Here is a 15,012-nt window from a genome sequence, read left to right on the forward strand (position 1 = left end):
TAAAACGAATAAAGGAAACGCATCATGAAACGGATGCTGATTAACGCGACGCAGTCCGAAGAACGCCGCCTGGCCATTGTGGACGGCCAGAAGCTGCTGGACTACGAGATCGAGATCGAAGGTCGCGAACAACGCAAGGGCAATATCTACAAGGCCGTCGTGACCCGCGTCGAGCCATCTCTAGAAGCCTGCTTTGTGGACTACGGCGAAGACCGCCACGGCTTTCTGCCCTTCAAGGAAATCTCCAAGCAATACTTTGCCGAAGGCGTCTCGCCCAGCCAGGCCCGCATCAACGACGTGATCCGCGAAGGTCAGGAGCTGATCGTCCAGGTCGAGAAGGAAGAGCGCGGCAACAAGGGTGCAGCCCTGACCACCTTCATCTCGCTGGCCGGCCGCTATGTCGTGCTGATGCCCAACAACCCCCGTGGCGGTGGCGTTTCGCGCCGCATCGAGGGCGAGGACCGCGCCGAGCTCAAGGAGGCCATGGACCAGCTCGAGTACCCCAAGGGCATGTCTATCATTGCACGCACTGCCGGCATCGGCCGTTCGGCCCCCGAGCTGCAGTGGGACCTGAACTACCTGCTCAAGCTGTGGAGCGCCATCGACGGCGCCGCCAAGGCCTCCAAGGGCGCCTTCCTGATCTATCAGGAATCCAGCCTGGTGATCCGCGCCATCCGCGACTATTTCAACAATGACATCGGCGACATCCTGATCGACACCGATGACATCTATGAACAGGCCCAGCAGTTCATGGCACATGTGATGCCCGAGCACGCTGCCCGCGTCAAGCGCTACCGCGACGACGCCCCCCTGTTCTCGCGCTTCCAGATCGAGCACCAGATCGAGTCCGCCTACTCGCGCACCGTGACCCTGCCCTCGGGCGGCGCCATCGTGATCGACCACACCGAAGCCCTGGTCTCCGTGGACGTGAACTCGGCCCGCGCCATCAAGGGCGGCGATATCGAGGAAACCGCGACCCGCACCAACCTCGAGGCAGCCGACGAAGTGGCGCGCCAGATGCGCCTGCGCGACCTGGGCGGCCTGATCGTGATCGACTTCATCGACATGGAAGAGGCCAAGAACCGCCGCGAAGTGGAAAACCGCCTGCGCGATGCCCTGCGCCAGGACCGCGCCCGCGTGCAGTTCGGCACCATCAGCAAGTTCGGCCTGATGGAAATGAGCCGCCAGCGCCTCAAGCCCGCCTTGTCCGAGGGCGCCCACATCAACTGCCCACGCTGCGGCGGCTCCGGCCACATCCGCGACACGGAAAGCTCGGCGCTGCAGATTCTGCGCATCATCCAGGAAGAGTCCATGAAGGACAACACGGCCGCCGTGCACTGCCAGGTGCCCGTGGAAGTGGCCTCCTTCCTGCTCAACGAAAAGCGCAGCGAAATCACCAAGATCGAGCTCAAGCAGCGCGTCAACGTGATCATGGTGCCCAACAAGTCCATGGACACGCCGCACTACAAGCTCGAGCGCCTCAAGCACGACGACTCGCGCCTGGAATCCATGGAAGCCAGCTACAAGCTGGCCGACGAGCCCGAAGAGGTGACCACGGTCACACGCCGCTCGCAGGAGCCCACCAACAAGCAGACTCCCGTCATCAAGGGAGTGCTGCCCGATGCTCCCGCACCGATTGCCGAGCCTCGCCCACCGCGCCAGCCTCGCGCTGCCGCTGCGACGCCCGCTCCCGCTGCGGCCCGCCCCGTGGTGCGCGAGCAAGGCTTCTTTGCCTGGCTCAAGAATCTGTTCGGCTTTGGCGCACCGGCTCCCGTGGCAGCGCCCGCTCCCGTGGCCGAGGCTCCCGCCCCTGCCGCTCGTGAAGGCAGCCGCGAAGGCCGCCGAGGCGAAGGCCGTGGTGGTGACCGCAACCGCCGTGGCGGTGACCGCAATGAGCGCAGCGACCGCAACAGCGCGGAGCGCAACGGCAGCGAACGCGGAGACCGCAACAACCGCCGCAATGCCCAGGGTCGTGACGAGCAGCAACGCAACGAGCGTCCCGAACAGCAACAGCGTCAGGACCGTCCCGAGCGCGGCAACCGCCGCGGTGGCGAACGCAACGAGCGTCGCGACGAGCGCCAGCCCCAGGTGGCGGAAGCCGCTCTGAACGGCGAAGAGTTCAACGCAGCTCCCAAGCCCGAGCGCAACCGCCAGGAACGCGGTGAGCGTGCGGAACGCAATGAGCGCGGTGAAGGCCGCCGCGAGCGCCAGAATCGCAACGCCGATGCCCAGCCCGCCATGCAGGCCGTGACCGACGAAACAGTGCTGAACACCGCCCAAGCTGAAGGCTCTGACGCTCAGGTGCAGGATGGCGCACAAGGCGGCGAGGCTCGCGAGCCCCGTCAGCGCCGTTCGCGTGACCGCTATGGCCGTGACCGCCGCGACCGTGCACCGCGCGATGCCCAGGCAGAAGGCCAGACTGCAGAGCAGGCTTCCGAAGCCCAGGCCCCGGTCGAAGTGCCTGCCGCAGACGCTGGCGAGCAGCCGGCACGCCGCAGCTACTTTGATGCTGTTGCACCTCAGGCTCAGGCAGAACAGGTGCCTGTTGCTGCAGAAGTGCAGGCACCCGTGGTTGCAGAAGCCGTGGTGGCAGCTGTCGCCACTGTGGCAGAACTCTCTCAGCCCGTGCAAGCAGAACCTGCGGCTGCCGCCGTGGAGCCTGTGGCTGAAACCGAGGCGCCTGCCCCGGCAGTCGCAACGCCCAAAGCTCAGAGCTATGCGCTGCCGATTGCCGAGCTGCAAGCCCTGGCAGCCGCATCGGGTCTGGAATGGATCAACTCCGATGCCGAAAAGATCGCCGCCGTCCAGGCTGCGATTGCCGCCGAGCCCAAGCCCGTGCGCATTCCTCGCGAGCGCCCGCCCGTGGTGGTGCTCGACGAAGGCCCGCTGATTCTGGTCGAGACCCGCAAGGATCTGAGCCTGATGCAGCTGCCGTTCGAGAAGGAAGAACAGGCTGCAGGCGTCAACGCCTAAGCAGACTGCCTTCCGGCATCACAGGGCCAAGGGGACTGTCCACTTCGGTGGATGGGGCCTTGGCCCTTTTTCATGCGCCCTTTCTTTGATTGAGTGAACGTCAAGCCATGTTGTTTCTGATCTCTCCGGCCAAATCGCTGGACTATGAAAGCCCTGTTTCCGCCGAGTTGCCGCACACGCTGCCGGTTTTCAAAAAGCAGCCCCTGGAACTGATCGAAGTGCTGCGCGAGAAATCGCCCCAGCAGATTTCCGAGCTCATGAGTATCAGCGACAAGCTGGCCGTACTCAATGTAGGCCGCTACGAAGCATTCAGTTCCAAGTTCACCACCAGGAACTCGCGCCAGGCCGTGCTGGCCTTCAATGGCGATGTCTATGAAGGCCTGCATGCCGCCAGCCTCAAGCCCAGGGAGCTGGACTGGGCCCAGGAGCATGTCGTGATCCTTAGCGGCCTCTACGGCGTGCTGCGCCCGCTGGATCTGCTGCAGCCCTACCGCCTGGAGATGGGCACCCGGCTGGAAAACGCCAAGGGCAGCAACCTCTATCAGTTCTGGGGAACCCAGATTGCCGACTACCTGAACGAATGCAGTGCTGCGCAAGCCGAGCACGGTGACGCCCAGGCCGAGCGCATTGTCGTCAACCTGGCGTCTCAGGAATACTTCAAGGCCGTGGATCTCAAGGCGCTCAAGGCCCCCGTGGTCGAATGCGTTTTCGAGGACTTCAAAGGCGGCAAGTACAAGATCATCAGCTTCCATGCCAAGCGCGCACGCGGACTGATGGTGCGCTGGGCCGTACAGCACAAGGCCAGGAAGGTGGCCGACCTGCGCAAGTTCGACCTGGAAGGCTATGCGCTGGCCGAGCAGGCCAGCACGCCCGGCAAGCTGGTGTTCCGCCGCAAGCTGCAAGACTGACGCTGCGCATTGAAATCGGCATCAGTGCACACTAGCATTGTCGACATGAGCACCTCCACCCAAGACGAGTTCGTCACACCTCCCGGCCTGACACCCGAGCTGATGCAATGGGTGCGCGCGCAAAGCGCCTCCGGCGTGCCGCTGCCATCGCTGCTGCAGTCCATGCGCAAGGCTGGCTGGGCCGAGCATCTGGCGCGCCGCGCGCTGGCCCTGCCCGAAGAGGGTGAACTGCCCCTGCCTTTCACAGCAGCCAGGACCGAAGCTGAAGTGGCAGTGCAGGTCCATGAGTCGGGCGTCCCCGAGCCCGATCTGCTGACCGATCCCTGCTGCGTCCATGCCGGCGATCGCGATGTCCATGTGCTGATGAGCGTGCGCCACCCGCGCGTGGTGGTGTTCGGCAATCTGCTCTCCGACGAGGAGTGCGATGCCCTCATCGCAGCTGCCCGCCCGCGCATGCGGCGCTCGCTGACCGTGGACAACCAGAGCGGCGGCGAGGCTGTCAATGACGACCGTACCAGCAATGGCATGTTCTTCCAGCGCGGCGAGAACGAGCTCATCAGCCTCGTCGAGCAGCGCATCGCACGCCTGCTGAACTGGCCGCTGGAAAACGGCGAGGGCATGCAAGTGCTGCACTACCGGCCTGGCGCCGAATACAAGCCGCATTACGATTACTTCGCCCCCAACGAGCCCGGCACGCCGACCATACTCAAGCGTGGCGGCCAGCGGGTGGGAACCCTGGTCATGTATCTCAACGAGCCCGCGCGCGGCGGCTCAACCACCTTTCCCGATGTAGGGCTGCAGGTCGTGCCGCGCCGTGGCAATGCCGTATTCTTCAGCTATAACCGGCCCGACCCGGCCACCAAGACCCTGCACGGTGGCGCTCCCGTGCTGGAGGGCGAAAAATGGATTGCCACCAAGTGGCTGCGCGAACGAGAGTTCAAGTAAAAACAGGCTCTATCCCATACTCACAAAGCGCCAGCAGCTATCTTTTTTACTGCTGGCCATTTTGTTTTTGAATCATGCACACCCCTGAACAATCGCAGCTGGGCAAAAGCTCGGCCTATGTGGACCAGTACGATGCGTCCCTGCTCTTTCCCCTGCCACGCCTGACCAAGCGCGAGGAAATCGGCGCCGCCATCAACCCACCGTTCTTTGGTGCCGATCTGTGGACTTCATTCGAAGTTTCCTGGCTCAATCTGCGCGGCAAGCCCCAGGTGGCGCTGGCGCATTTCACCATCCCCTGCGAAACGCCCAACCTGATCGAGAGCAAGTCCTTCAAGCTGTATCTGAACAGCTTCAACAACACCCGTTTTGCCGACGCCAGCGAGGTGCTGGCGCGCCTTCGCACCGATCTGTCCGAAGCGACCTGGCGCGGCAGCGAAACCCAGGGCAGCGTGGGCGTGCGGCTGTTGCAAGCAGAGCAGTTCGATGCCCAGCAAGTGCATGAGCTGGACGGCCTGCTGCTGGACCGCCTCGATGTGGAGTGCACCCGGTACACGCCGGCTCCCGAGTTGCTGCGCGCAAACCACGACGAAGCCCCCGTCAACGAAACCCTGGTCAGCAATCTGCTCAAGAGCAACTGCCTGGTCACCGGCCAGCCCGACTGGGGCAGCGTGCAGATTCAATACAGCGGTGCGCAAATCGAGCAGGAAGGTCTGCTGCAGTACTTGGTGAGCTTTCGCAACCACAACGAATTCCACGAGCAGTGCGTGGAGCGCATCTTCATGGACATCTGGACCCGCTGCAAACCTATCAAGCTGGCCGTCTACGCCCGCTACACACGCCGCGGCGGCCTGGACATCAACCCCTTCCGCACCAGCCACCCGGGTGCCCTGCCCGCCAACGTGCGTACGGCACGCCAGTAACACCGGCACCGTCTCAATCAGGGGCAGCAAGCAAGGGCCGCCCCGCAGCAAAGCTGCCGTCCCCCCAGAGGGAAGCCGCAGAGTGGCTCAAGGGAATCAACTCTTCCATGGGCAGTCATCCTGCCCCAGCAAAGCCTCGGCATAACGCAGATCCTGAATGCGCAGCCACAGCCCGTTCATGCCCTGGCGCAGGGGCTCGACGGCAGCACGCTGCCAGGTCTGCGCCACCACGAGCTGACGCGCCGCTGCGGGCTCCGACTGGGGCTTGTGAACCGCGCTGGCCTCGCCCTGCAGTGCCACTTCGTCAGGCAAGGGCAAATCCTGCCAATGCAGGCCCTGGGCATCCCAGCCCTGCAGCACCGGCATGCGCGCCTTGAGCATCAGCGTGCGCACTTCCTTTTCCACGGGGTTGAGCCAGTGCAGCTGCCATTGACCCAGTTCGCCATAGCGTGTCTCCACGGGCTCCAGCAAGGCCCAGCCTTCGCCTGAAGGATGGGGGCAGGCGCAGGGCCCGACACCGCAGAACGCCAGACCGCTGCGCGTCATGATCACGCCGTCCTTGCGAGGTTCATCATGCTGCCAATAGTGGTTGACGCGCTCGTTCACGCCGCCCCACCACCAGACGGTGTCGCCGCGCACATCGTCACGCCAGACATAGTCGCCGTCGGAACAGGGGTGTTGAATCTGTCTCACCTCGCGCCAGCGCGGCAGCAACTGCCAGCGCCCTTGCGCATCGGGTGCCAGTTCGCGCTCTGAGTAGAGCGGGCGCCAGTCGGGTCTTGCCAGGTGGCTGGCCGATACGGACTGCAAAGGCCAGCGCCAGGATGCGGTCGAGGGGTCCCAGTCCTTGTCCGCCAGACTGGCCGTCAGCGCCAGCACGCGCAGGCGAGCAGCCATGCCGCCCTTGACCGACGGCACAGCGGCCAGCCGCACCACGGGCCAGGGCAGGTCCACGCTTTGCAGGCGCTCCCCGTCCCAGATCTGCAGGCTGCCGCTGCCACCGCGAATCGGTGCACGGCCATGCGGCATGAGAATCGCCCAGCGTCCCTGCACGATCACATGTTCCAGTGCCCAGGTACCGGGCAGATGGCGTTCGCCCCATTGCAGGTTGTAGGCCGCCGTTTCGCCCAGCTCCTCCCGGGCGGGCTTGGACAGAGTCCAGATCAGGCGCTGCCCCTTGAGCGGCTCGCTCTGCGCGCGCCACAGCGCGGGCTGCGCCGGATCACGCAGCCAGTCGAAGCACAAGGGAAGCGAGGGTTTGAGGATGGGCAGGCCATCGCGCTGATGGGCAGCGCAGATATCCACCTCGCTCATGGCGCAGCTGATGCTGGTGCCATCGTGCAGGCGCTCGGTCTCGGGCGTATCTAGCTGCACTTTCTGCAGCAGCAGCTCATTGAGCCAGCTCAGCGGTAAAACCGCTGGCGCTTGCGGCTCACTCGGCGGCTCAAGATCCGGCAGGCCCAGGGCCCAGGGCTTGCGATCCTCGGGCATCAACTCCGGCCATTGCTGCCAGCCTCGCTCCATGGTCCAGACAGCCAGCCGCAGGCTGGCCTGGCTGGCATCGCCCTGGGTAGGGTAGGCATAGAGCGCAAAGGCCTGGGCATCGGCACGCCAGACCATGCTGTGGCTCTCGTCCAGCACCCAGGGCTGGGCGGCCTCACCCAGCATCAGCTGCCAGTGCGGATTCTGCAGCGGAGCCATGGGATAGCGCAGCTTGCGCAGCGAAGCCGGCCAGTGGCGCTGCAGCGCCACCGGCGGCACCGGGGTGGGCTGAGCCGGTTGAGGCAGAGTCGGCATGGGCCGGGCGACTTCGGCCGGCAGGCAGTCTGCCGGCACCCAGAGATCCACCACCTGCAGCAGGGGCTGCGGCTGCGCAGCCATATGCTCGCCCAGCCAGGCCTCGAAGCTGGCATCGGACATGATCACATGCGCATCGTCGGCAATGCCGCTTTCGTTGATGCTCTCGCCACTCCAGCGCGGCATGCGCCAGTGGATGGCATCCAGCAGCTCGCCTTCCGGCTTGCTGATCATCCAGCTGCGACGTGATTTGCGGTCGACCAGATGGGCGGCCTCGCTGTCATAAAAGCCCGTGCGCAGCCAGCGCCCGTCATAGGAGGTGTGCATGTCCATCTCCCAGACATGGGGCAGATAGACGCCGTCCGCACACAGCACATCGCCATAGATGGGACCGCCCATGCCGCGCTCGCCCTGGGGGCGAAAATTCACATCCCTGCTGGCCTCTGACACCACATCCGCCTGCGCCGCAAGCTCTTGATCGGAGAGTGTCCGCGCCGCAACATCCGACGCCGCTCCGGCCTGGGCCACGGACGGCTCGGCCTCCTGCCCGGCAGTTGCAGACGACGCGGGTCTGGCGTCAGCGCGCAAACGCGATATCAGCCAGATCAGCAAACACAGGGCCAGCGCCGCAATGGCGATCAGGGTCAGCACAACACTCATGGCGCAATCCTACCGAAAGCCGATGTGAAAAAGGCAGCTCCACGGCTGCCTTTTCAGAGCAAGACCACAAAAGCCTAGAGATGGAACACGTCCACCGAACGCTCCAGTGTCCTGGCACTCAGGCGCAGCGATTGCGCTGCGCTGGTCGACTGCTCCACCAGCGCCGCATTCTGCTGGGTCACTGAGTCGAGTTGGGCCACGGCCTCATTGACCTGGGAGATGCCTATCGACTGCTCACGCGTGGCAATGCTGATCTGGTGCACCAGGGAGCCGACCTTGTCCACGGCCTGCACCATGCCGTCTATGGTCTGGCCCGCGGCACGCATGCGCGCATTTCCGTCATTGATGCCATCGACCGTGCGGTTGATGAGCACGCTGATCTCCTTGGCCGCTTCGGCGCTGCGCTGGGCCAGTGCTCGCACCTCGCCTGCCACCACGGCAAAGCCGCGACCCTGCTCGCCGGCCCGCGCCGCTTCCACGGCCGCGTTCAGCGCCAGCAGATTGGTCTGGAAGGCAATGCTCTCGATCACGCCAATGATCTCGCTCATGCGGGTGGAGGAGCCGCGGATATGCTCCATGGCCAGTCCCACTTCGCTGATGGCCGCGCCGCTGCGGCTGGCCACCTTGCTGCTCTCGTCGCTGGCACCGGCCATGAACTGTGCCGTGTCGGCCGTCTGCGACACGGTGCCCGAAATTTCCTCCATCGAGGCCGCCGTCTGCTGCAGGCTGGTGGCCTGCGACTCGGTACGCCCTGCCAGATCGAAACTGCTCTGGGCGATTTCATGGGCAGTCTGGGCAAAGCCCTGCACCTCGGTACGCACATCGCCCACCACGGCGCGCAGATTGATCTGAATCTGCTGCAGCCTCAGCATCAGCGCCCCCACGGCACCGCTGTAGCTCTGGCTGCATTCGGTACTCAGATTGCAGGCGGCCACATCGGCTGCAAAGCGGCTGGCTTCCTCCAGTCCCGCCACGCAGCGCCGTTGAAAGCGCCACAGCACGAATGCGCCGCCTGCCACCAGGCTTGCAGCACGCCAGCCCCAGGCAGTTGCACCCTGCCAACCAAGCATATCGGGCAGCATGGCGATCAAGGCCATGATGGCCAGCAACCAGGCCATGCGCGCCACCAGGCCCACATCCTTGCGACCATCCCACCAGCCCATCAGCCCCAGACGGCGCACCGCGCCCGCGCGCAGGCGGAAGCTGGCCTGGGCCTGCTTTTCCTCGTTGCGCATGCGCGCGTACAGCGCTTCGGCTTCGGCCACTTCGGCGGCCGAAGGCTTGGTACGCACCGACAGATAGCCGCTTGGCTTGCCGCCCTCCATGATGGGCGTGACATTGGCGCGCACCCAGTAGTGGTCGCCATTCTTGCGGCGGTTCTTGACCAGTGCCGTCCAGGGATAGCCATGGGCAATGGTGCGCCACATATCCTTGAAGGCAGCGGCCGGCATGTCGGGGTGGCGAATCAGATTGTGCGGCTGGCCGATCAGCTCTTCGTAGGCATAGCCGCTGACGCGCACGAAGGCCGGGTTGCAATGCGTGATCTCGCCCTTGGTGTTGGTGCTGGAGACCAGCAGCTCGTCACCTGGAAAGTCGTAGTTTTGTTGAGATACCGGCAGGTTCAGGCGCATGCTTTGCACTCCTCCAATAAGCCTGTTTAGTTTTTGTTCGAGAGTGAGCGATCAGGCATCCCGTCGACAGCTGGTTAACCAGATACACAAATTCACACTTGGATCATCGCACAGTGATGATTCCCGAGCCCCCAGGCTCAGAACAGAGATGCGGTATAGGGATCCGAATGCTTGACCGAGGTCAAACCATGAGGTCTGAGCAGCAGTTCGCGAGCCGCAGGATCGTGGGCGCTGGCCTGCCAGAGCTGCTCGGCAATCAGGCCCGAGACCTTGACCCCAAGCAGCCTGATGCGCTTGCCAAGCGGCACGCGCTTGAGGCATTGGCCCGCGGCCAGGCGGATGGCCGCCGCATCCTGTATCGGCAGGTTCAGGGTCTGGTCCCGCGTGGCAATCCTGAAATCGTCATAGCGCAGCTTGATGCCCACGGTGCGCCCCACATAGCCCTTGCGCTGCAGATCCTCGGCCAGACGCTCGCACAGGTCCGTGAAGATCGCGCCCAGTTCGACCTTGTCGCGCACGGCATGCAGATCGCGCTCGAAGGTGGTCTCGCGACTCATGGACACCGGCTCGCTCTCGGTCACCACGGCGCGTTCGTCCCGCCCCCATGCCGACTCGTGCAGCCAGTGGCCATAGCTTTTGCCAAACCAGTGCAGCAGCTGCGGCAGGCTTTGCGCGGCCAGGTCGCCAATGGTTTCTATGCCCAGGCTCTTGAGCTTGGCATCGGCCTTGGGTCCTATGCCGTTGACCTTGCGGCAGGCCAGCGGCCAGATCCGGCTTTGCAGATCTTCGGGCTGGACGATGGAGATGCCGTTGGGCTTGTTGAACTCGCTGGCCATCTTGGCCAGCAGCTTGTTGGGCGCCACGCCGACCGAGCAGGTCAGGCCCGTGGCGTCGAAGATGGATTTCTGGATCAGCCGGGCCAGCACGCGTCCGCCTTCGCGCTGGCCGCCGGGCACGTCGGTGAAGTCGATGTAGACCTCGTCCACGCCGCGGTTCTCCATCAGCGGAGCAATCGACACGATGATCTCTTTGAAGGCCCGGGAAAAGCGCCTGTACTCGGTAAAGTCCACGGGCAGAAGAATCGCCTGCGGGCACAGCCTGGCGGCCTTCATCATGCCCATGGCCGAGCCCACGCCGAACTGCCGCGCCGGATAGGTGGCCGTGGTGATCACGCCGCGCCCCGTGTAATCGCGCAGCAGCGGAAAGTCCGCCACCGGGATCTCGGACAACGGCCGCCCCGCATGGCGCGCCAGCAGCTCCTCGTCAAAGCTGCGCCGCCCGCCACCGATCACCACCGGCAGCCCCTTGAGCTGCGGGTAGCGCAGCAGCTCCACGGAGGCGTAGAACGCATCCATGTCCAGATGCGCGATGCGCCTGGGCCGGGAATCGGGGCTGGTGGGAAGATCGCTCACAGTGCCGATTTTGCCTGCGCTGGCAAGAGACGGCAGCCATGCATTAAACAAGCACACACGCACCTGAAAACAGCAAGCAGCGGCATGACCTCATGCCCTGCATCCTTCCCCCCTCCCGCACAGAGAAGAGGAAGACTCAAACCGCCTCAGGACGAAACCTTGCCCTGCTTGATGTCTTCGAGCTCGTCAAAGCGCATATCGGCATAGCTGACCCAGGTCTTGCGCTTGACCAGCCAGTAACCCAGCCAGAACAGCAGGAACAGCGGAATGCCCAGATAGGTCGAGACCACGCCGCCCCAATCGATGCGATCTTCCAGGAAGGCCTGGTAGTTCTGGCCCAGCGTCACCACCAGACACAGCACAAAGGCAAAGATGGGACCGAAGGGGAAGGCGCCGGCCTTGTAGGGCAGCAGGCCCACATCGTGGCCGTGCATGACATAGCCGCGACGGAAGCGGTAGTGGCTGACGGCAATGCCCAGCCAGACGATGAACTCCGTCATGCCGGCCAGATTCAGCAGCCAGATATAGACGGCCTGCGGGCTGTAGAGCGAGGAAAACAGACACAGGCTGGCGACCAGCGTGCTGCCGATCAAGGCCACCAGCGGCACGCCGTTCTGGGTCAGCCGGGAGAAGATGCGCGGCGCATTGCCCTCGGTCGCCATGTTGTAGAGCATGCGCGTGGCCGCATACATGCCGGAGTTGCCGGCCGACAGCACCGAGGTCAGGATCACCGCATTCATCACCGTGGCCGCCGACAGCAGGCCTGCGTGCTGGAACACCAGCGTGAACGGGCTCACGGCGATATCCGCCACATCGGTACGCAGCAGCTGCGGATCGGTATAGGGAATCAGAAAGCCGATGACGACAATGGCCAGCACATAGAACAGCAGGATGCGCCAGAACACCTGACGAATCGCACGCGGCACGTTCTCGCGCGGATTCTCGGATTCGCCTGCCGCAACGCCCACCAGCTCCGTGCCCTGGAAGGAATAGGCCACGATCATGGCCACGCCCACAAAGGTCGCGAAATTGCCGACGAATGGCGCATCGCCCGTGGTCCAGTTCTCGAAGCCGGGTACATGGCCGTTGCTGATGATGCCGAACAGAATCAGCACGCCGGTGATCAGAAAGGCCACCACGGCCAGCACCTTGATCAGCGCGAACCAGTACTCGGCCTCGGCAAAGCCGCGCGCGGAAAACGCGTTCAGCCCCACCATCAGCAGCAGGAACAGGCCGCTCCAGATGATGCCTGGCACATCGGGAAACCAGTAGGCCATGACCAGTTGCGAGGCCACCAGGTCCACCGCCACCACCACAGCCCAACTGAACCAGAAGTTCCAGCCCAGCGCAAAGCCGAAGCCGCGATCCACATAGCGCGAGGCATAGGTAGAGAAAGAGCCGGCCACAGGCATGAAGGCGGCCAGCTCGCCCAGGCTGGTCATGATGTAGTACACCATGATGCCTATGAGCAGATAGGTGAGCACGGCACCACCAGGGCCGATCTGGGCGATGGCCGAGCCTGAGGCCACGAACAGGCCCGTTCCGATGGCGCCGCCAATGGCAATCATGCTCAGGTGGCGCTGCTTGAGCACCCGGTGCAAGCGGGGCTGGTTATCGTCACCATCACCAGTCGGCGCGAGCTGCTGGCTTGAGTTGGGTTGGGACATAAATGTCTTGTTGTAATGGTTTGCGCCCATCCGGACAAAACACCCAACCATCCCGCAGGCGCTGCGACAGGCAACGCAAAAAGGCGACCATGACGGTCGCGGGCAACAAGGACAAAGGAACGAAGCCATGACAGCAGAACGCCATGGCGGATAGGCCAGTTGCATCCTGAATCGGCAGCCACCCCAGTCGGGCGCTTCAATGGCAAAGCGGTGATATCGCCGGGCCCATTGACAGGCAAAGACGATATTTTGCCCAAATCCACCGCCGACCATGACCCGCCATGCCAATGCAGGGGCTGACTCTGGGGCTGCTCGGTGGCACTTGACAGCGTCTATCGCTATGAATTTAGAAGCACACTGCGCTTTAATAAATTCATTTTCATAGACAAACAATCAATATTTCATTGAAGGATAAGCGGCAAGCGCTATCAAATAGCGTGAACCCGACATGAGCAGCCATGGCTGGGCCCTGGCGCAGAAGTCTAGAAAACCCGTATATCCAGGCGCCGCCATTCTTCCTACATTCGCCACAGGCTCTCAGCCCGGTGATGCCGAGAGAGACTGCAGCGCAAACTTGGCGCATGCAGCGCCGAAGGAGCAACCGCCCCGGAAACTCTCAGGCCAAAGGATCGGCATCGCTTTCACACACTCTGAAGAATGTCCGGACGTCATCGTCCGCCGGGCATACCGAAGGAGCAAGCGAGCAGCGCCGCAAGGCCCTGCCTCGTGAATCTCTCAGGTCCAGAACAGAGGGGGCGTCCGCTGCGCATGTTGCGCACGGGCTCCACCCTTGACGTTTCTGGAATCTGAATCATGAAGACAATCGCCGTCATCGGCGGTGGCATCACGGGCGTGACCACCGCCTACGCCCTCGCACGCCGCGGATTTTCCGTCACCCTGTTCGAGAAGCAGCGCTATGCCGCCATGGAAACCTCGTTCGCCAATGGCGGCCAGCTCTCGGCCTCGAACGCCGAGGTCTGGACCCATTGGTCCACCATCGTCAAGGGCCTCAAGTGGATGCTCAAGAGCGATGCTCCGCTGCTGCTCAACCCCAGGCCCAGCTGGCACAAGATTTCCTGGTTCTGCCAGTTTCTCGCTGCCATCCCCCATTACGAGAAAAACACCGTGGAAACCGCCAGGCTGGCGATTGCGGCACGCGAGCACCTGTTTGACTGGGCGGCCAGCGAAGGCATTGACTTCGATCTGAAGCAAAAAGGCATCTTGCATATCTACCGCGACCGAGCAGGCTTTGAACATGCGGGCAAGGTTTCCCGGTTGCTGGCCAAAGGCGGCCTGGAGCGCTGCGCCGTGACACCGCAGGAGATGCGCTCCATAGAGCCGACCCTGTCCGGAACCTTCTATGGCGGCTACTTCACCGAGAGCGACTCCACGGGCGACATCCACAAGTTCACCAGCGGCCTGGCTGCCGCCTGCGAACGACTGGGCGTGCAATGCCGCTACGGCCAGGAAATCATGTCGGTGAACAGCAACGGCAAGCAGGCCAGCGTGACCGTGCGCCTGGGTCTGGAAACCGAGACCTCGACTTTCGACGCCATGGTGGTCTGCGCAGGCACGGCCAGCCGCGCCCTGGCCGCCCAGCTCGGCGACAGCGTCAACATCTATCCGGTCAAGGGCTATTCCATCACGGTCAATCTGGCGGACGAAGCCAGCCGCGCCGCAGCCCCTGTGGTGAGTCTGCTGGACGACGAGACCAAGCTGGTCACCAGCCGCCTCGGCGACGATCGCTTCCGAGTTGCCGGTACGGCGGAGTTCAACGGCTTCAACAAGGACATCCGCGCCGACCGCATCCGCCCACTCATCGAATGGGTGCAGCAATGCTTCCCCGGCGTCAGCACGCGCAGCGTCGTGCCCTGGGCCGGTCTGCGCCCCATGATGCCGGACATGCTGCCGCGCGTGGGCCCTGGCAACAAGCCCTGCGTGTTCTACAACACCGGCCACGGCCATCTGGGCTGGACCTTGTCGGCTGTCACCGCCGACATGGTCGGCGACCTCGTGCTGCAGTCCATGGGCCGCGCCAGCAGACAGCCCCGACCGGCCACGCTGAGCACCGCCAGCGCCTGACCACGACCTGAAAACCT

General features: G+C 63.7%; 9 protein-coding genes and 1 riboswitch. Of the genes, 5 read left to right on the forward strand and 4 right to left on the reverse strand.

Annotated features, from left to right (window positions below; translation table 11 throughout):
- Positions 1 to 24: 24 nt before the first annotated feature.
- The 4 genes from Cth01_RS01235 (at position 25) to queF (ending at position 5,746) form a co-directional block, all read left to right on the forward strand.
- The gene (locus tag Cth01_RS01235) at positions 25 to 2,973 is read left to right on the forward strand and encodes an Rne/Rng family ribonuclease (RefSeq protein WP_045838338.1); all 2,949 of its coding nucleotides are present in this window, start codon (positions 25 to 27) and stop codon (positions 2,971 to 2,973) included.
- A 107-nt stretch (positions 2,974 to 3,080) separates the two neighbouring features.
- On the forward strand, positions 3,081 to 3,881 hold the full coding sequence (gene yaaA / locus Cth01_RS01240; protein ID WP_045838339.1) for a peroxide stress protein YaaA: 801 nt from the start codon (positions 3,081 to 3,083) through the stop codon (positions 3,879 to 3,881).
- Positions 3,882 to 3,926: 45 nt separating this feature from the next.
- Complete coding sequence (locus Cth01_RS01245) at positions 3,927 to 4,826, forward strand: 2OG-Fe(II) oxygenase (protein ID WP_034378668.1); 900 nt, start codon at positions 3,927 to 3,929, stop codon at positions 4,824 to 4,826.
- 74 nt (positions 4,827 to 4,900) lie between these two features.
- Complete coding sequence (gene queF, locus Cth01_RS01250) at positions 4,901 to 5,746, forward strand: NADPH-dependent 7-cyano-7-deazaguanine reductase QueF (protein WP_034389354.1); 846 nt, start codon at positions 4,901 to 4,903, stop codon at positions 5,744 to 5,746.
- A 96-nt stretch (positions 5,747 to 5,842) separates the two neighbouring features.
- Here queF and Cth01_RS01255 read toward each other — a convergent pair whose 3' ends face one another.
- The 4 genes from Cth01_RS01255 to Cth01_RS01270 form a co-directional block, all read right to left on the reverse strand.
- The gene (locus tag Cth01_RS01255; protein ID WP_045838340.1) at positions 5,843 to 8,203 is read right to left on the reverse strand and encodes a hypothetical protein; all 2,361 of its coding nucleotides are present in this window, start codon (positions 8,201 to 8,203) and stop codon (positions 5,843 to 5,845) included.
- Positions 8,204 to 8,277: 74 nt separating this feature from the next.
- On the reverse strand, positions 8,278 to 9,834 hold the full coding sequence (locus Cth01_RS01260) for a methyl-accepting chemotaxis protein (RefSeq protein ID WP_034353311.1): 1,557 nt from the start codon (positions 9,832 to 9,834) through the stop codon (positions 8,278 to 8,280).
- 137 nt (positions 9,835 to 9,971) lie between these two features.
- Complete coding sequence (dinB, locus tag Cth01_RS01265) at positions 9,972 to 11,189, reverse strand: DNA polymerase IV (protein WP_233425095.1); 1,218 nt, start codon at positions 11,187 to 11,189, stop codon at positions 9,972 to 9,974.
- A gap of 203 nt (positions 11,190 to 11,392) precedes the next feature.
- On the reverse strand, positions 11,393 to 12,913 hold the full coding sequence (locus tag Cth01_RS01270) for an amino acid permease (RefSeq protein ID WP_034378665.1): 1,521 nt from the start codon (positions 12,911 to 12,913) through the stop codon (positions 11,393 to 11,395).
- A 542-nt stretch (positions 12,914 to 13,455) separates the two neighbouring features.
- A riboswitch (glycine riboswitch) is annotated at positions 13,456 to 13,555 on the forward strand.
- A gap of 171 nt (positions 13,556 to 13,726) precedes the next feature.
- Between Cth01_RS01270 and Cth01_RS01275 the strand changes: the two genes are divergently transcribed.
- A complete protein-coding gene (locus Cth01_RS01275) occupies positions 13,727 to 14,995 on the forward strand; it encodes a D-amino acid dehydrogenase (protein WP_045838341.1) in 1,269 nt (422 codons plus the stop codon).
- Positions 14,996 to 15,012: the final 17 nt, after the last annotated feature.

This window comes from Comamonas thiooxydans, assembly GCF_000964545.1.
Taxonomy (GTDB): domain Bacteria; phylum Pseudomonadota; class Gammaproteobacteria; order Burkholderiales; family Burkholderiaceae_C; genus Comamonas; species Comamonas thiooxydans.

Bases quoted from the DNA above. Each gene is read 5' to 3' on its own strand.
- Cth01_RS01235 (WP_045838338.1), top strand. From the start codon at position 25: ATGAAACGGATGCTGATTAACGCGACGCAGTCCGAAGAACGCCGCCTG.
- yaaA (WP_045838339.1), top strand. From the start codon at position 3,081: ATGTTGTTTCTGATCTCTCCGGCCAAATCGCTGGACTATGAAAGCCCT.
- Cth01_RS01245 (WP_034378668.1), top strand. From the start codon at position 3,927: ATGAGCACCTCCACCCAAGACGAGTTCGTCACACCTCCCGGCCTGACA.
- queF (WP_034389354.1), top strand. From the start codon at position 4,901: ATGCACACCCCTGAACAATCGCAGCTGGGCAAAAGCTCGGCCTATGTG.
- Cth01_RS01255 (WP_045838340.1), bottom strand. From the start codon at position 8,203: ATGAGTGTTGTGCTGACCCTGATCGCCATTGCGGCGCTGGCCCTGTGT.
- Cth01_RS01260 (WP_034353311.1), bottom strand. From the start codon at position 9,834: ATGCGCCTGAACCTGCCGGTATCTCAACAAAACTACGACTTTCCAGGT.
- dinB (WP_233425095.1), bottom strand. From the start codon at position 11,189: ATGGATGCGTTCTACGCCTCCGTGGAGCTGCTGCGCTACCCGCAGCTC.
- Cth01_RS01270 (WP_034378665.1), bottom strand. From the start codon at position 12,913: ATGTCCCAACCCAACTCAAGCCAGCAGCTCGCGCCGACTGGTGATGGT.
- Cth01_RS01275 (WP_045838341.1), top strand. From the start codon at position 13,727: ATGAAGACAATCGCCGTCATCGGCGGTGGCATCACGGGCGTGACCACC.